Here is a 16,796-nt window from a genome sequence, read left to right on the forward strand (position 1 = left end):
GGATCTGAGGATTTGGTGGGTTGGTTTCGGCTGCGGCCGAATGAAGGAGTTGGTGATGATGCAGCCGTTGAAATTGGCGGGACCTAAGTTAGCCTTGCTTGCGGTCTTGCTGAGTGCCGCCGCAGGACAAGCCGCGGCACAGGAGAAGATCAAAATCGGCGTCATCGTGACGTTGTCCGGCCCTCCGGCGGCACTCGGCCAGCAGGTCCGCGACGGTTTCGCACTCGCGGTCAAGGACCTCGGCGGCAAGATGGCAGGCAAGGACGTCGAACTCGTCGTGGTCGATGACGAGCTCAAGCCGGACGGGGCCGTGACCAAGGTCAAGGGCCTCCTGGAACGCGAAAAGGTCGATTTTGTCGTAGGCCCGATCTTCTCCAACATCCTCCAGGCCATCCACAGGCCGGTCACAGAAAACAAGACGTTCCTGATCAGCCCTAACGCGGGTCCGTCGACCTATGCCGGCAAGGAGTGCAGCCCGTTTTTCTACGTCACCTCCTACCAGAACGATCAGGTCCATCAGGTCCTCGGCAAGGTTGCCCAGGATCGCGGCTACAAGCGTGTCTATGTGCTGGTGCCGAACTATCAGGCCGGCAAGGATTCCGCCGCCGGATTCAAGATCGACTACAAGGGCGAGATCGTCGAGGAAAGCTACTTGCCGCTGAACACCTCCGATTTCCAGGTTGAGCTGACCAAGATCTCCTCCTCGAAGCCCGACGCGCTGTTCACCTTCATGCCGGGTGGCCTCGGTGTCGGCCTTGTCAAGCAATACCGGCAGGCCGGCCTTGCCGATCGCATTCCCGTGCTGTCCGCCTTCACCGTCGATGAATCGACGCTGCCGGCACAGCAGGACGCCGCCGTCGGCATGTTCGGCGGTTCCAACTGGGCGCCCAATCTCGACAATCCGCAGAACAAGAAATTCGTGGCCGGCTATGAAGCGGCCTACAACATCGTGCCCGGCACCTACGCCTTCCAGGCCTATGATGCGGCGATGCTGATCGACAGCGCCGTCAAGGCGGTGAAGGGCGATCTCGCCAACAAGGACGCGGTGTCGGCGGCGCTGAAGAAGGCCGACTTCACCTCGCTGCGCGGCGACTTCAAGTTCAACGTCAACGGCTATCCGATCCAGAATTTCTACCTGACCAAGGTGGCAAAACGCCCGGACGGCAAGTTCCAGACCGAGATCGTCGAAAAGGTCTTTTCGAATTACGGCGACCGCTACGCCAAGGATTGCGCATCCGGCAAATAACCGGGCGAAGAAGACGCTGGCAAGAAAATCTGGGAGGAAACAACACAATGAAAACTGAAATCGCCGGCATCACGCGCGCCAATGAAGGCATCCAGGGAATCTCCTGGAGCATCCTTGGCCAAACCTATGTGCCGAAAAGCGTCACCGAGCATTCCTTCTCATGGCACGCGACCTTCCCGCCCGACACCTTCGTGCCGCCGCACATCCACCCCGACCAGGACGAATATCTCTACATCCTGGAAGGCAAGCTCGACTTCTTCCTCGACGGTGCCGAGACGCAGGCCTCGCCGGGCGATCTGGTGCGCCTGCCGATGGGCAAGCCGCACGGCATCTTCAACAAATCGGGCCGGACCTCGAAGGTGCTGTTCTGGGTCTCGCCGACGCGGCGGCTCTATGACCTGTTCTGGGGCATCCACAACATGAAAGAGCAGACGCCCGACGCCGTCGTGGCGCTGGCGGCCGAGCACAACATCCACTTCCTGCCGCCGCCCCCGGGAGCGTGAGGTTGTCATGCCCCGCCACCGGGTCGGCCGAATGGCCGCCCGATGACAGGCTCCAGCGGGGCATCCAGTACGCCGCGGCTTCTCGATTCAACCACTGACGTCTCTGGAATACTGGATCGCCCGCTTTCGCGGGCGATGACAGTTTAGCGTGTGGCGCTTACGCTGGCCCTACCGCACGGCCGCCAATGACGGCGCGGCAAAACCGGCCTTTGACGCATAGCCGCGTACGATGGCTTCGCGCTGGCCGTAGCTCAGCACCTTCTCGATATCAGTAAAACCATCCGGCGCCAGTTGCTCGACCGCGTCGATGACGCCCTCGGGACCGCCGCGGCGGTTCGCGCGCACGATCTCCGCCGTCATCGGCAGCCGCTTCTGCTCGTAGGCCAGCAGCGCCTGGCGCGGATGCTCGGCATGGGCCAGCGAATCCGCAAGCGCCCGCGCATCGAGGATCGCCTGCGAGGCGCCGTTGGAGCCGACCGGATACATCGGATGCGCGGCGTCGCCGAGCAGCGTCACCCGCCCCCAGGTCCAGTATGGCAGGGGATCGCGATCGCAGCAGGGGTATTCATAAAATTCCGGCGTCGCCGAGATCAGGTTGCGGACGTCGACATGCGGCACCGAGAAGCGTGCCACATGCGGCATCAATTCCTCGCGCTTGCCCGGCCGCGACCAATCCTCGCGGCGCGGCGGCGGCGCATTGCCTTCGCCAACCCGCACCATCACGGCCCAATTGGTCAGCCGGCTGGCGGGGCTCGATCCCTCCGCGATCGGATAGACCACAACCTTGGCATTGAGCCCACCGGCCACGATCATCGAACTGCCGGTCAGGAACATCGGCCAGTCGCGCGCGCCGCGCCACAGCATCAACCCGTTCCAGCATGGCGGCCCCTCGTCCGGAAACAGCATTTCGCGCACGCGCGAATGGATGCCGTCGGCTCCGATCAGGACATCGCCGCGTGCGGTCTTGATATGCGCGCCTGTGCGGTCGAAGAAATGCGCGATCACGCCGCCTTCGTGCTGCGCGAATGCGCCAAGCCGGCAGCCGGTGTGGATCGCCTCCTTGCCGAGCCGCTCCTCGACGGCGCGATGGATGACGCTCTGCAGGCGGCCGCGATGAACCGAGAATTGCGGAACGTCGTGACCGGCGCCGAGGCCGCGCGGTTCGCGCCAGACTTCCTGGCCGTGACGGTTCAGATAATACAAATCATCGGTACGAACAGCGGCCGCATCCAGCCGGTCCAACAGGCCAAGGCCAGCGAGTTCGCGGATCGCATGCGGCAGCGTGTTGATGCCGACGCCGAGCTCGCGAATGCTGTCGGCCTGTTCGAACAATTCGCAGTCGATGCCTCGGGCGCGCAGCATCAGCGCGGTGGTGAGGCCTCCGATGCCGCCTCCGACGATGATCGCCTTCATCCGCTCAAACTCCACTCAACTGTCTTCCCCTCTCCCCGCAAGGGCGGGGCGAGGGAGAGATAGAGCGTGCCATCCAGCCTATTCGGCCGCAAGCGGCTTTGTCGCCTCGGCCTTGAGCTCGGCGCGGGTTTTCGGCTTACCCTTAATTTTGAGGTCGTCGAAATCCTGCCGGTCGCGGACAGAGTTGCGGAAAATCTGCTCTTTTCCGGGAAGATATTGCGGCGGACAGGCGATATCGGAGGCGCCATACCAGGCCGCCGCCCGCATGGTGAAGGAAGGATCAACCAGATGCGGACGGCCCAGCGCCACCAGGTCGGCGCGGCCGGCGGCCAAGATCGTATTGACCTGATCTGACGTCGTGATGTTCCCGACGCACATGGTCGCAACCCTTGCCTCGTTGCGGACCTGTTCGGAGAACGGCGTCTGGAACATGCGGCCGTAAATCGGCTGCGCGTCGCGCACGGTCTGTCCGGTGGAGACGTCCACGAGATCGACGCCGGCCTCGCCGAACGCGCGGGCAATCGCCACCGCATCGTCGCCGGTGACGCCGCCTTCGGCCCAGTCGGTGGCGGAGATGCGCACCGACATCGGCTTGTGCGCCGGCCACGCCGCGCGCATCGCCTCGAATATTTCGAGCGGATAACGCAACCGGTTCTCGAGCGTGCCGCCATATTCATCCGTCCGGGTGTTGGTCAGCGGCGAGATGAAACTTGCGAGCAGATAACCGTGGGCGCAGTGCAGCTCCAGCATGTCGAAGCCGCAGGCGTCGCCGCGCTGCGCGGAGGCCACGAATTCGGCCTTGACGCGATCCATCGCTGATCGGTCCATCTCGCGCGGCACCTGGCTGTCCGGGAAGTAGGGAATCGGCGACGCCGACAGCGTGTCCCAGCCGCCCTGCTCCAGCGGACGGTCCATGCCATCCCACATCAGCTTGGTGGCGCCCTTGCGCCCGGCATGGCCGAGCTGCAGGCAGATCTTGGCGGCCGAATTGGTGTGCACGAAATCCACGATCCGCGTCCATGCGGCCTGCTGCGTGTCGTTCCACAGTCCGGTGCAACCCGGCGTGATCCGGGCGTCGCGGCCGACGCAGGTCATTTCGGTGAAGATCAGACCTGCGCCGCCGATCGCGCGCGAGCCGTAATGCACCAGATGGAAATCGCCGGGCACGCCCTCCTCGGCCGAATACATGCACATCGGCGACACCACCGCGCGGTTGGCCACCACCATCTCGCGCAGTTTGAACGGCTGGAACATCGGCGCGACAGGTTTTTCGATGTCGACGTCAAACCCTTTGGTACGGACGGTCTTCGCAAACGCCTTGTCGACCTCGCTGACAAAGCCCGGCGCGCGCAGCGTAAGGTTATCGTAGGTGATCGCCTTGGCGCGGGTCATGACGCCGAACGCGAACTGCACGGGATCGAAATCCCAGAAGCGGTCGACATGCTCGAACCAGACAAGCGACACGTCGGCGGCGTGCTGGGTCTTCTCGACCTCCTCGCGCCGTCCCTGCTCGTAGGTCTGCAAGGCTGCATCTACTGTCGGCGCCTGCGCCATCGCTTCGGCGAGCGCGATGGCGTCCTCCATCGCGAGCTTGGTGCCGGAGCCGATCGAGAAATGCGCGGTCGCCTTGGCGTCGCCAAGCAGCACCATGTTGTCCTTGACCCAGCGCTCGCTGCGGATCATCGGAAAATTCCGCCACATCGAACGGTTGATCAGCAGCTTGTGCTCGCCGAGGAACCATCCGAAGATTTCCGCCATGCGATCGGCGGATTGCTGCTCGCTCAGGCCTTCCAGGCCGGCGCGCGCAAAGGTCTCGGCATCGGTCTCGAATATCCAGGTCGAGCGGCCGGCTTCATATTGGTAGGCGTGGGCGATGAACGGTCCCCACTCCGTCTCCTGGAAGATGAAGGTGAAGGCGTCGAGCGGCCGGGTCGAGCCCATCCAGGTGAACTTGTTGGAGCGTAGATCGATCTCGGGGCGGAAATGCCCGATATGTTTGTCGCGAAAACGGCTGTTGATGCCGTCGGCGAGCACGATCAGATCGGCATCGGCAAAACGGGTCTCGTCGTCGACATCGGTTTCGAACAGCAGCGTGACGCCGAGTTCGCGGGCGCGTTCCTGAAGGATCAGCAGCAGCATGCGGCGCGAACAGCCGCAAAAGCCGTTGCCGCCCACCCGGTGCACGGTGCCGCGGAAATGCACCGCGATATCGTCCCAATAGGCGAATTCCTGGGTGATGCGGCGGTAGCTCGGCGGGTCGTACTTTTCGAAGTTGTCCAGCGTCGCGTCGGAGAACACCACGCCGAAGCCGAACGTGTCGTCGGCGCGGTTGCGCTCGTACACCGTGATCTCGGCCTGCGGCCGCTGCTTCTTCAAAAGGATCGCGGCATAGAGACCCGCCGGTCCCCCGCCGATTATCGCCACCTTCATCAGCGCCTCCGAAGCAAGCTAACGGGCCATCCGGAAATTACTTTAAACCTAAAGCAATTTTCCCGCAAGGGCCACCTGTAGCCCGGATGAGCGGAGCGACATCCGGGATCGGGCTGAACGGAGAATTCCCCGGGTATCGCTGCGCTCACCCGGGCTACATCCTTGCCTAATTCCCCTGGAACACCGGTGACCGCTTGTTGGAAAACGCCTCGAACGCCCGGGCAAAATCCTCCGTGGTCATGCACAGTGCCTGGGCGACGGCTTCCGCCTCGATCGCCTCCTCCACCGACATCGCCCATTCCATCGCCAGCATCCGCTTGGTCATGGTGTTGGCGTAGGTCGGCCCGTCGGACACCTGTTTCGCCAGCGCTTGCGCCTGCGCCAGCACCTGGTCGGCGGCCACGATCCGGCTGAAGAAGCCCCAGCGTTCGCCCTCCTCCGCGGTCATGAAGCGGCCGGTGTAGAGCAGTTCCGACGCCCGCGACTGACCGATGATGCGCGGCAGGATCGCACAGGCGCCCATGTCGCAGCCGGAGAGCCCGACCTTGTTGAAGAGGAAGGCGACCTTGGCGCCGGGCGCTGCCAGGCGCATATCCGAGGCCATCGCGATGATCGCGCCGGCACCGGCGCAGATGCCGTCGACAGCGGCGATGATGGGTTGCGGGCAAGCGCGCATCGCCTTCACGAGATCGCCGGTCATCCGCGTGAAGGCGGTGAGGCCCTTGGTGTCCATCTGCACCAGCGGACCGATGATCTCGAAGACGTCGCCGCCCGAAGAGAAGTTCCCGCCAGCGCCTGACACCACGATGGTCTTGACTTCATCATCCATCGCGCAGGCGCGGAAGAAATCCGTCAGTTCGCGGTAGCTGTCGAAGGTCAGCGGATTTTTCCGCTCCGGACGGTTCAGCGTCACGGTGGCGATCTTGCCGTCAACGGCGAGCAAGAAATGCTTCGGCGAATATTCTGATAGCGGCAGCGTGACGGGGTTGGCGGGTCTGCTCATGGGATCTCCCTTGTCTTGCTATTCGTCATTGCGAGCGCAGCGAAGCAATCCATTCTTTCTTTTTGCGGCGAGATGGATTGCTTCGCTTCGCTCGCAATGACGGTTTCAATTTCAAACTTCGCCGCCGGCGACCGCGACCGCCTGTCCGGTAATGGCGCCGGCGCCCGCGCCGCACAACCACAGCACGGCATCGGCGACTTCCGACGGCGCAACGAGGCGGCCCTGCGGATTGTGCTTCGAGAGCTCGGCGACCGCCTGCTCGCGGCTGCGCCCGGTCTTCTTGATGATGTTGTCGATCGAGCCTTCGAGCAGATCGGTCTCGGTGAATCCGGGACATACCGCATTGACGGTGACGCCGCTCTTGGCCGTTTCCAGCGCCAGCGAACGGACCAGACCAATCACCGCGTGTTTTGCAGCGCTGTAGGCGCTGACATAGGCGTAGCCCTTCAGGCCGGCGGTAGAGGCGATCGCGACCACCCGCCCCTGGCGGCGCTCCAGCATCCCCGGCAACACAGCCTGCGTGGCATGCACCACGCCCATGAAATTGACGTCCATCATGCGCTGGAACAGCGCAGCGTCGGAGCGGCCGAACGGCGCGGATTCCGCAGCGCCCGCATTCGCGATCAGGATATCGATCGGTTGCCGGCCCGCGGCCTCCGCAACGGCTGATTTCACGGAAGCTGCATCGGCGACATCTGCTGTAACAGCAAATTGCGCGGCGCCTGACGCAACGGCTTCATCCAGCGTGGCGCGATTGCGGCCGAGCACGGTGACGACAGCGCCGGCGTCGGACAGTGCTGCGGCGACTGCGCGGCCAATGCCACGCCCGCCGCCGGTGACGAGCGCATGCTGGGAATGCAACGGTTTGGACATCGGTCGGCCTCCCGGAACTGACCTCCGACATTTATTTTAAACTTCAAGCTTTTGCAAGGAAGCAAGTTGCGGAAGCGTTCGCGTGCCTGCCACACCCGCTTGACAGAAGGCCGGCCGGGGGTAGCGTCGTCGCGACAGCCAAAGAGGGGTCAACAACATGGCGGCGCTCGAAAAAGGCATCACGCAGAACGGCACCGGCTATTCCGGCAAGACCTGGAACATCCTCGGACAGGTATACTTCCCAAAGGCCGTGACGGATTCGACCTTTGCGTTCGAAACCAACAGTGATCCCGGCCAGTTCGTACCGGTCCACATCCACCCCACGCAGGACGAATTCATCCTGGTGCAGGACGGCATGCTCGATCTGAAGCTCGATGGCGTCTGGGTGCAGGCCAAGGCCGGCGACCTGGTGCGGTTGCCGCGCGGGATCCCGCACGGCTATTTCAACAAGTCGGACAAACCGGCGCGGGCGCTGTTCTGGGTTTCACCGACCCAGAAGCTGGAAGCACTTTTCAACCAGCTGCACAATCTGAGCGATGTCGCCGAGATCGTGCGCATCTCGGCCGAGCATGAAGTGAATTTTCTGCCGCCGGAAGCCAATGACTAAAACTCTTCGCGAAATTTAGCTGAGCCCGCGCGCAATGTGCCGCGCGGGCGACGATGGCAAAGCTCTGAGGCTGCGCGAAAGTATTTACGCCAGACATAGCGCGACAAACCCGGTATCCGCGAACCGCAGGTTCGCGCGATGACGAGCTTTCGATGTTCAAATTGACGTAAGCGGCCTTAAGCCCCGGCAGCCGGCAGGCTGGCAGCGGCAATCGCGACGATCTGGGCCAGGCGACGTCCGATCCGGGACGGCGCGTTGCGCAGAAATGTACCTACCTGTCGCATTTCATCTTCCATCGTGCCCGGCGGAACGGTTGTTCCCAGAAACGGGGCGCACTACGGAAAATGGTCGTAACGGGCTAACTAGTCGAGATGCCTACGAAAATAGCAATGCGCGCGTCGTCCGGGCGCCCTTTGGCAGTGGAATTATTGCCATGATCGCGCCCGCCGCGGGGGAAATTTTCTCCGCAGATTTGAGCCGCACTTTCGGCACTGAACCCGCCCCGGAGAGGACGGGTTCCAGGCCGCCTCGCCCTACTTCGGCATCACGATCCAGGACGTGCCGTCAAAGCGCGCCAGCCGCATCTGCTTGATGGGGAAAAAATCCTTGGCACTGGTGCTGAGGTCTATGCCCGGCAGCAGCATCGGAAGCTCCAGATCCTTCATGGAAGCCGCCTGCTGCATGACGTTCTCGCGCGTCAGCACGTCGCCGCATTGCCTGAGGACTTGGACGATGGTCTGGGCCATGGAGTAGCCATAGACATTGCTGCCGTCGATCAGGCTCCCGCGCGGATACCATTGCTTCATGAAGGCGAGCCAGTCCTGAAAGCCCTTGTCGCTTTCCCACACCTTGTCGGTGGGATCCTTCATATAGGCCGCCGTCACGGCGCCGATCGATTTCTCCAGACCGGCCGGAGCCAGAGCCGCGCCGACCGACGCGCCAACGCTCGGCAGGATGATCGCGGGCTTCCAGGTCAGCTCAAACGTCCGGCGGATCGCCTGGGCGACGAATCTCGGATTCGCGTGCAGGAAAAACACGTCGGCGCCGGCAGTCTTCAACGTGATGACTTGCGAGTCGACCGTAGGATCCGACAATTCATACGAGGTCTCGGCCACGATCAGCTTGGCGGCGTCACCGAGGCCCGCCTTGAAACCCTTGATGTAATCCTTTCCGGAATCATCGTTCTGATACAGCACGCCGATTTTTGCCGTCGGATACGTGGCAGCCGTGTAACGACCGAGAATGGCGCCTTCGATCTGGTAGCTGGGCTGCCATCCCATGGTCCACGGAAAATGTTCCGGATCGCCCCACCGCGTCGCGCCGGTCGCGACGAAAAGCTGCGGCACCTTTTTGATGTTCAGATATTTCTGAACCGCGGCGTTCGGCGCCGTGCCGAGCGAGCCGGCGATGAACAGAACATCATCCTGCTCGACCAGCTTGCGCGTGGCTTCCACCGTCTTGGACGAAACAAACCCGTCGTCTTGCGACAGCAGCGTGATCTTGCGGCCGTTGACGCCGCCCTCCGCATTGATCTTGTCAAAATAGGCCTTCATCACAAGGCCGATCGTTGCATAGGACGAAGCCGGCCCGCTGTACGGCATGGTCTGGCCGATCTTGATCTCGGTGTCGGATGCGCCGGGATCGTATTTCTTCTGTGCGGACGCTGCTCCCGTCCAGACGATGGCACTGACTACACCGGCAACAAGGGCCGGCCACAACGACTTGCTCAACATACGCTCACTCCCCTGTTTTCACTTTTCTTTCCGGCACGAGAAGAGCCGGCTATTGATTGACCCGTTGCCTCGCCGTGCTCAAAGCCCGGTGATGCCGCTGTCGACCGCCAGCGTCTGCGCGTTGACGTAAACGCTCTCGTCGGACATGAAGAACAGCGCGGCGTAGGCGATCTCCCACCCCGTCGCCATCCGCCCGAACGGCGCGCCGGACGCACTGCGCGACGGCCGGCCGGCGCTGGTGTGGCGGCCAAGCGGCGTATCGACCAGTCCGGGGCAGATGATGTTGGCGCGGATGCCGCGGCGCGCGCCTTCCTTGGCGACGTTGCGCATCAGGCCGCCAAGCGCCGCCTTCGACGTGTCATAGGCAATCAGCCGCGAGCCCGAGCGAAGCCCGGCGATCGACGAGATGAACACGATCGACGCCCCATCGGCGATATGCTTCAGCGCCTTGCGGCAACAGAGCATTGGACCGGTCAAATTGACCGCGAACGTGTCATTCCACTCCTTGAGATCGACACCGTCGAGCCCCAGCGCCCCGACGCCGATGCCGACATTGAGCACCATGCCGTCGAGTCCACCGAGACCGTCAACGGCCTCGTCGATCATCCTGTTCACATCGGCCTCGCGCGCAATATCCGCCTTGATCGAAAAAGCGAGACCGCCCTCGCCGGCAATGCGCTTTACGGTGTCATCGGCGCTGGCGCGGTGCAGGTCGGCGACCGCGACATGGGCGCCTTCCCTGGCAAACAGCATGGACATGGCCCGGCCGTTTCCGACCGGATCGGTCGCGGCGTCGAACGTCCGCTGACCGCCACCGACGACCAGGATCCTGCGGCCCCGAAGCCGGCCGCGGCCCGGAGCCTGACCTTCGGACGCCGCGCTAAGCTGGCGGACATAGCGCATTTTCTCTGTCATCTTTACCTCGACCCGTGTTGGCGCGCCGAGCCATTGCCGACCCGCATCGCCGGGATCACGCCGGCTTCGGCGTGCGCCATTATTTGAAAGATGCTCGGCTTGACCGCCATCCGGTCAAAGGATGCGCGGATGTCTCCGATCGTCGCGTCCGGATCAATCAGGGATAACCTTGCCACGCACTTCTCCCTTAGCTTTTCGTTTTTTTGTATTTGTTGGGTCTGCGACGTCGCTGATGGCGATCAACGAGAAGAAGAAACCGAGAAACCGCTCGATGGCTTCCATCACCTTGTCGCGCGGTGACGACTGCGCGCCCATCACATAGTGCTCGAGGCGGATGTAGATCAGGCCGGCCGCGAACAGCCGCGCCGTCTCGCGCGGATCCGGTGTCTTGACGAGACCGGCCAGCGTGAAACCGCGGAAATAGTCCGTCATCAGGCGCTGCTCGCGCGCATAGAACTGATCGGCGAATTTCGCGCGAATACCCGGGACACGGTTTCGTTCCGCCGTGATGACCTTCTGGAATTGATGCTCGCGCGGGTCCGACCATTGGTCGACGAGGTCGAGGGCAAACTGCCGGCAAAACGCCGCGGGCTGGTCGCGCAACTGGCGATAGCGCGGCTGCTCGAGGCGGCTCGCCGAACTCGCCGGCCCGTGCTCGCTGACGATCGCTTCCAGGATCGCCGCCTTGCCCGGGAAGTGGTTGTAAAGGCTGCTTTCACGGACACCGACCCGGCGCGCCAGTTCGCGCATCGAGGAGCCGCCATAGCCGCTCTCGGCAAACAGGCTGAGCGCTTCGGCAAGAATGCGCTCGCGGGTGGAGGTCGCGACCGTTTCGGCCGCACTGGAAGCAGAGGAAATCATGCACATTGACTAACGAACGATCGTTCGATAGTCAACCAAACGAACGATCGTTCGTACGCCGAACGACCGGAAAGCCCGCCCGAAGAGGCGGGAAAACTGGGAGGAGTTACAAAGTGCGCCGTTTTCCTGGATCCCGACTTCACGCCCTCGGCATCGCCCTGTCGGTGCTGGCGGCCATCCCCGCGCAGGCGCAAGGCGCCGCGAAATACGACACGGGCGCTGACGACAAGACGATCAAGATCGGCACCACGGCCCCCCTCAGCGGGCCGGTTTCCGCCTTCGCGCAGATCGCGAAATCCGCCGAAGCCTATTTTCGCAAGATCAATGACGAAGGCGGCGTCAACGGGCGACGGATCCAGATGATCATCGCGGACGACGCCTACAGTCCCCCAAAGACCGTCGAACAGACCCGCCGCCTGGTCGAAAGCGATGAGGTGCTGTTGATCTTCGGCGGCGTCGGAACGCCGACCAACAACGCCGTGCACAAATATCTCAACGACAAGAAGGTGCCGCAACTCTTCCTCGGCTCCGGCGCCGCGAAGTGGGACGATCCGAAGAGTTTCCCGTGGACGGTCGGCTGGCAGCCGACCTATCGCGACGAGGCTCTCGCCTATTCCAAATACATCAGGGACAGCCACCCGAGGGCAAAGATCGGCGTTCTCTATCAAAACGACGATCTAGGAAAAGACTATCTGAAGGCGCTGGAGGAAGGTCTCGGCGGCAGCGATCAGATCGTCTCCAAGGCGCCCTATGAAACCACCTCCCCCACCATCGATACCCAGATACTGCTCTTGAAGAGCAGCGGCGCCGATGTCGTACTGGTGGCGGCCACACCGAAATTCGCCGCGCAAGCGATCCGGAAGATCGCCGAGATCGGATGGAAGCCGACCACGATTATTTCAAACGTATCTGCCTCCATCAGCGGCGTGCTCGAACCGGCGGGGCGCGAGAATTCGGTCGGCGTCGTCTCCAGCCAGTATCTGAAAGACAGCACCGATCCCGGCCTGAAGGACGACCCTGGCTACGAGGAATGGCTGGCCTTCATGGAGAAATATCTGCCGGACGCCAACAAGAGCGACTGGCTGAACGTGTATGGCTACACCATCGCCCAGACATTGGTAACGACGCTCAAGGCCGCCGGTAACGATCTGACCCGCGCCAATGTGATGAAGCAGGCGACCAACCTGAAAGACGTTCGCCTGCCGATGCTGATCAACGGCACCGCGGTGAGTAATTCGCCGGAACGCTATACGCCGATGACGAGCATGCGGCTGATCCGCTATGACGGAACACGCTGGGTGCCGTTCGGCGATTTGTTGCGGAACTGACAAACCCGGCATGGAGACGTTGAAAATTGGCAGCATGCGGATCGACCGGCTGGTCGAGATTGCCAGCCTGCCGTTTGAAAAGACCTGGTTGTTCGCCAACGTCGATGACGAGGTGATCGCGGCCAATCGCGGCTGGCTGGACGAGCGATACATCGAGCCCGACACCGGGCGGATGATCCTCAGCCACCACTCCTATGTGGTCCGCACCGAGCGATGGACAGCCCTGGTCGACACCTGCTGCGGCAATCACAAGCCGCGGCCGCGCGTCCCGGTATGGAACCAGCTCAACCAGCCTTATCTGGAAAACATGCAAGCACTCGGCGTTCGTCCCGAAGACGTCGACTTCGTGATGTGCACCCATCTGCACGTCGATCACGTCGGCTGGAACACGCGGCTCATCGACGGTCGCTGGGTCCCGACCTTCCCGAACGCACGCTACCTGATGGGCCGCGCCGAGTATCGCCATTGGGAGCAGGCACACGCCACCAACCCCACAAATCCGGTCAATCACGGATCCTTCGCAGATTCGGTGTTGCCGGTGGTTGCCGCCGGACAGGCGGAATTCGTGGAAACCGACCATCTGCTGTTCGACGATCGAAACGCGATGGTGCACTTTGAGCCCGCCCCCGGCCATACGATCGGCAATATGCAGATCCATTTGAATGGCAGGCATGATCACGCGGTGATGTCCGGCGACATCATCCATCATCCGATCCAGTGCGCGGCGCCCTGGCTGTCGAACGCGGCGGATTTCGATCGGGAGGCCGCGCGGGCCACCCGTATCAAACTGCTCGAGCGGCTCGCGGACACGCCGAGCATCCTGCTTGCGGCGCACTTTCCGGCACCGACCGCCGGCCGCGTGGTATCGAAGGGATCCGCCTTCCGGTTCGTTTTCCTGTAGGCCTATTTCGGCGCAAACCCAAACGTCTTCTCGAAGCGCTTGGCATAGGCCGGCCAGACCTCGGGATTGACGATACGCGGCGGCCGCTTGCCGTCGAGCGCGTCGAGGATCTGTTCGGCGGCGATCCTGCCCATGTTGACGCGGGCTTCCCTGGTGACACCAGCGGTATGTGGGCTCGCCAGCACATTGTCGAACTGCAGCAGCGGGTGGTCCGGCGGCGGCGGCTCCTTGTCCCAGACGTCGAGCCCGGCACCGGCGATCCGCTTGTCGCGCAGCGCGTTGTACAACGCGGCCTCGTCGTGAATGAAGCCGCGCGCGGTGGTGATGAAGAACGCATGCGGCTGCATCAGCGCGAACTGTTTTGCGCCGATCATACGGCGATTGTCTTTTGTCAGTGGGCAGGAAATCGAAACGAAGTCCGAGCGGCGCATCAGATCGTCGAGCTCCACCTTCTCGGCGCCCCGCGCCGCGATTTCCTCCGCCGTCAGATAGGGATCATAGGCGATCACCTTCATGTGCAGCAGGCCCTTGCAGAGCTCGGCGATGCGACGGCCGACATTGCCTATCCCGACAACGCCGATGGTCTTGCCCTGCGCTTCGTTGCCGATCAGCGCATTGCGATTGACATTGGCCTCGCGCCGCAATGCGCGGTCGGATTCCAGAATGCGCTTCGACAGCGTCAGCAGCATGCCAAGCGCGTGCTCAGCCACGGAATTGGCGTTGCCACCGGTCTGGTTGACCACCAGCACGCCGGCCGCGGTGCAGGCGTCGACATCAACGGGGTCAAAGCCCGCGCCGTTGCTGGAGACGATGAGCAAATTCGGCGCCCGCTTCAGAAGATCTGCATGGGCATGGAAATGCGGCGCCAGTTCATCGCGCGCTGCCCCGATCTGATAGGCGTGCGCCGCGGCCAGAATCGGCGCCGCGACGGATTCAGGGCTCTCGTTTTCCAGCTTGTCGAGCCGCACATCGGCCCTGGCCTTCAGGATCTCGGTGTAGATCTCGTGGGCGAGATATTTGACGTAGAACACGCGCTTGTTGTTGACGGTCATCTTGTTGTGCAACTTTCAGTTCGGGAAGTCATAGAGTTTGGCGGGATTGGTGACGAGGATGCGCTGCTGCGTTGCCTTATCAGGCGTCCACATCTGAAACAATTCGAGAAGGTGTCCGGCGTCCGGCATTTCGCCCTCGACCCGCGGATGCGGCCAGTCGCCGCCCCAGACCAGGCGCTCCGGATTCATCTTGACCAGCATCTCGTGGAACGGCCGCGCTTCGGGATAGTCAGGCGCGTTTTGGCTCAGCCGATGCGCGCCCGACAATTTCGCCCAGCACCAGCCCTCGCCGACCGCACGCAACAGGCTCTGGAAACCTTCGGTGCCTGTGCCGGCGCGCGCATCGGTGCGGCCCATGTGATCGATCACGACAGGCAGGCCGAGTTTTTTGAGGATCGGAATCGTCTGCGGCAGATCCTTGACATCGATCCAGAGCTGCAGGTGCCAGCCAAGCTCGGCCATGACAGGCGCAAGCTTCTCGGCCTTCGTCAACGGCACGCCGCCGCGATAGTGCAACTGACCATCACGAAAGAAGTGATTGAAGCGCAGGCCTCGGACGCCGGCGCCGTGCCACGCGCGCAGTTCGTCAGGCGAGACATTGGCGTCGGCCACCGCGACGCCGCGCAGGCGGCCGGGCTCTCGCCGCAGCGCATCGAGCATCGCCGCATTGTCGCGGCCGTGCGCACTGCCCTGCACCAGCACGCCGCGCGCAAAGCCGAGCGTGTCGAGCATGCCGAGATATTTTTCCAGCGGCGCATCCGGCGGGGTGTAGCTGCGATCATCCGCATAGGGAAAGCGATCCGATGGGCCGAATACATGGGCATGGGTATCGCAGGCGCCAGGCGGCAACGGCACCTTGGGACGGCTGACAGGTCGGGGCGGAAGGCAGGCTGGAATCATCGGAGGCACCACATCGTTATTCCGCCTTCATCCCGGAAGCTTTGATGATCGGCTCCCATTTTTCGTAATCGGCACGGATCCTGGCGTCGAATTGTTGCGGTGAGCTGCCGATCGGCTGCGCGCCGAGCTTGCCGAGGCGCTCCTTCACGGCCTCCGTGTTCAAGGCCGCGACGAAATCATGTGAGAGTTTTGTGAGTATCTCGGGCGGCATGCCGGCCGGTCCAAGCAGGCCCCACCACACGCCGGTGTCATAGCCCGGTACGGCTTCCGACATGCTCGGGACGTTGGGCAGGAGCGGCGCGCGATCGGCCGTGGTGACGGCGAGCGCACGAAGCGTGCCGGCTTGAAGCTGCCCGACCGATTCCGGGCCGTTGTTGAACGACATCGGAATTTGCCCGCCGAGCAGATCGTTGATCGCGGGTGCCCCACCCTTGTACGGAATGGCGTTGAGATCGACTTTCGCGAGATTCTTCAGGAGTTCGCCAGCCAGATGCGTCGACGTGCCGGTGCCGGCATGGGCAAATGACAGACTGCCCGGCTTTGCCTTCGCCGCCGCGATCACATCGGCCACCGCCTTGAACGGAGAATCCGCACGCACCAGCAGGATATTGGGCGACGACCCGAGTAGCGAAATCGGCGTGAAGTCCTTGAAGGTGTCGTAGGGAATTTTGGGATACAGCAACGGATTGGTGGCATGACCGCTCGCCACCATGATCAGCGTGTAGCCGTCAGGCGGCGAGGTCACGACCGCCTGCGAGGCAATGACGCCGCCGGCGCCCGGACGGTTCTCGACCACGACCGACTGGCCCCATTGCTTGGACACCACCTCACCCAGCGTGCGCGTCAGGACATCGACGCCGCCGCCGGCGGGATAGGGCACGAAAATACGCACGGGCTTTGAAGGGAACGATTGCGCGGATGCCGCGCCCACCGCAGCGAGCATCAATGCCGCAACCGCAGCCATCCGGAACCAAACTCCCACGGCAGCCCTCCCGATGTTCTCGTTATCTCACATTGTCGCATGCCGGCGC

Annotated in this window: 16 protein-coding genes; 5 read left to right on the forward strand and 11 right to left on the reverse strand. The window is 62.9% G+C overall.

The window, feature by feature from the left end; genetic code table 11:
- Positions 1–55 precede the first annotated feature (55 nt).
- Both JQ600_RS12790 and JQ600_RS12795 read left to right on the forward strand, forming a co-directional pair.
- Positions 56–1,246, forward strand: a complete 1,191-nt coding sequence (locus JQ600_RS12790; protein WP_212391092.1) for an ABC transporter substrate-binding protein — start codon at positions 56–58, stop codon at positions 1,244–1,246.
- A 47-nt stretch (positions 1,247–1,293) separates the two neighbouring features.
- Positions 1,294–1,749: a cupin domain-containing protein gene (locus JQ600_RS12795; RefSeq protein ID WP_212269083.1), complete on the forward strand. Its 456-nt coding sequence runs from the start codon at positions 1,294–1,296 to the stop codon at positions 1,747–1,749.
- 168 nt (positions 1,750–1,917) lie between these two features.
- Here JQ600_RS12795 and JQ600_RS12800 read toward each other — a convergent pair whose 3' ends face one another.
- The 4 genes from JQ600_RS12800 to JQ600_RS12815 all read right to left on the reverse strand — a co-directional run bounded on the left by JQ600_RS12800 (position 1,918) and on the right by JQ600_RS12815 (position 7,468).
- The gene (locus JQ600_RS12800) at positions 1,918–3,162 is read right to left on the reverse strand and encodes a flavin-dependent oxidoreductase (protein ID WP_212391090.1); all 1,245 of its coding nucleotides are present in this window, start codon (positions 3,160–3,162) and stop codon (positions 1,918–1,920) included.
- Between the two features lie 78 nt (positions 3,163–3,240).
- The gene (locus JQ600_RS12805; RefSeq protein ID WP_212391089.1) at positions 3,241–5,592 is read right to left on the reverse strand and encodes a bifunctional salicylyl-CoA 5-hydroxylase/oxidoreductase; all 2,352 of its coding nucleotides are present in this window, start codon (positions 5,590–5,592) and stop codon (positions 3,241–3,243) included.
- A gap of 166 nt (positions 5,593–5,758) precedes the next feature.
- Positions 5,759–6,595: an enoyl-CoA hydratase family protein gene (locus tag JQ600_RS12810; RefSeq protein ID WP_212269080.1), complete on the reverse strand. Its 837-nt coding sequence runs from the start codon at positions 6,593–6,595 to the stop codon at positions 5,759–5,761.
- Between the two features lie 111 nt (positions 6,596–6,706).
- Complete coding sequence (locus JQ600_RS12815; RefSeq protein ID WP_212391087.1) at positions 6,707–7,468, reverse strand: SDR family NAD(P)-dependent oxidoreductase; 762 nt, start codon at positions 7,466–7,468, stop codon at positions 6,707–6,709.
- A 157-nt stretch (positions 7,469–7,625) separates the two neighbouring features.
- Here JQ600_RS12815 and JQ600_RS12820 point away from each other — a divergent pair, with 157 nt between their 5' ends.
- Complete coding sequence (locus JQ600_RS12820; RefSeq protein ID WP_211996955.1) at positions 7,626–8,075, forward strand: cupin domain-containing protein; 450 nt, start codon at positions 7,626–7,628, stop codon at positions 8,073–8,075.
- 533 nt (positions 8,076–8,608) lie between these two features.
- Here JQ600_RS12820 and JQ600_RS12825 read toward each other — a convergent pair.
- The 4 genes from JQ600_RS12825 to JQ600_RS12840 all read right to left on the reverse strand — a co-directional run bounded on the left by JQ600_RS12825 (position 8,609) and on the right by JQ600_RS12840 (position 11,584).
- On the reverse strand, positions 8,609–9,808 hold the full coding sequence (locus tag JQ600_RS12825) for an ABC transporter substrate-binding protein (protein ID WP_212391085.1): 1,200 nt from the start codon (positions 9,806–9,808) through the stop codon (positions 8,609–8,611).
- Between the two features lie 78 nt (positions 9,809–9,886).
- A complete protein-coding gene (locus tag JQ600_RS12830) occupies positions 9,887–10,723 on the reverse strand; it encodes an SDR family NAD(P)-dependent oxidoreductase (RefSeq protein ID WP_212269076.1) in 837 nt (278 codons plus the stop codon).
- Positions 10,724–10,725: 2 nt separating this feature from the next.
- Complete coding sequence (locus JQ600_RS12835) at positions 10,726–10,899, reverse strand: hypothetical protein (protein ID WP_409410655.1); 174 nt, start codon at positions 10,897–10,899, stop codon at positions 10,726–10,728.
- Complete coding sequence (locus tag JQ600_RS12840; RefSeq protein ID WP_212391083.1) at positions 10,877–11,584, reverse strand: TetR/AcrR family transcriptional regulator; 708 nt, start codon at positions 11,582–11,584, stop codon at positions 10,877–10,879. Before JQ600_RS12840 ends, JQ600_RS12835 begins: the two co-directional genes overlap by 23 nt.
- Positions 11,585–11,697: 113 nt before the next feature.
- Here JQ600_RS12840 and JQ600_RS12845 point away from each other — a divergent pair, with 113 nt between their 5' ends.
- Both JQ600_RS12845 and JQ600_RS12850 read left to right on the forward strand, forming a co-directional pair.
- Complete coding sequence (locus JQ600_RS12845) at positions 11,698–12,912, forward strand: ABC transporter substrate-binding protein (RefSeq protein ID WP_212391081.1); 1,215 nt, start codon at positions 11,698–11,700, stop codon at positions 12,910–12,912.
- Positions 12,913–12,922: 10 nt separating this feature from the next.
- On the forward strand, positions 12,923–13,813 hold the full coding sequence (locus JQ600_RS12850; RefSeq protein WP_212391079.1) for an MBL fold metallo-hydrolase: 891 nt from the start codon (positions 12,923–12,925) through the stop codon (positions 13,811–13,813).
- A gap of 2 nt (positions 13,814–13,815) precedes the next feature.
- Here the strand turns inward: JQ600_RS12850 and JQ600_RS12855 are convergent, their stop codons facing one another.
- Genes JQ600_RS12855 through JQ600_RS12865 form a run of 3 tightly spaced genes read right to left on the reverse strand, consistent with a single transcriptional unit; the run spans position 13,816 to position 16,729 of the window.
- Positions 13,816–14,865 (reverse strand): hydroxyacid dehydrogenase, encoded by a 1,050-nt coding sequence (locus JQ600_RS12855; protein WP_212391077.1) that lies wholly within the window; start codon positions 14,863–14,865, stop codon positions 13,816–13,818.
- Positions 14,866–14,880: 15 nt separating this feature from the next.
- Positions 14,881–15,765: an amidohydrolase gene (locus tag JQ600_RS12860; RefSeq protein WP_212391075.1), complete on the reverse strand. Its 885-nt coding sequence runs from the start codon at positions 15,763–15,765 to the stop codon at positions 14,881–14,883.
- A 16-nt stretch (positions 15,766–15,781) separates the two neighbouring features.
- Positions 15,782–16,729 carry a tripartite tricarboxylate transporter substrate binding protein gene (locus JQ600_RS12865; protein WP_212467469.1) on the reverse strand — a complete coding sequence of 316 codons (948 nt, stop codon included), beginning with the start codon at positions 16,727–16,729 and terminating at the stop codon, positions 15,782–15,784.
- Between the last annotated feature and the right edge of the window lie 67 nt (positions 16,730–16,796).

This window comes from Bradyrhizobium sp. AUGA SZCCT0176 (genome assembly GCF_018130145.1).
Classification (GTDB): Bacteria; Pseudomonadota; Alphaproteobacteria; order Rhizobiales; family Xanthobacteraceae; genus Bradyrhizobium.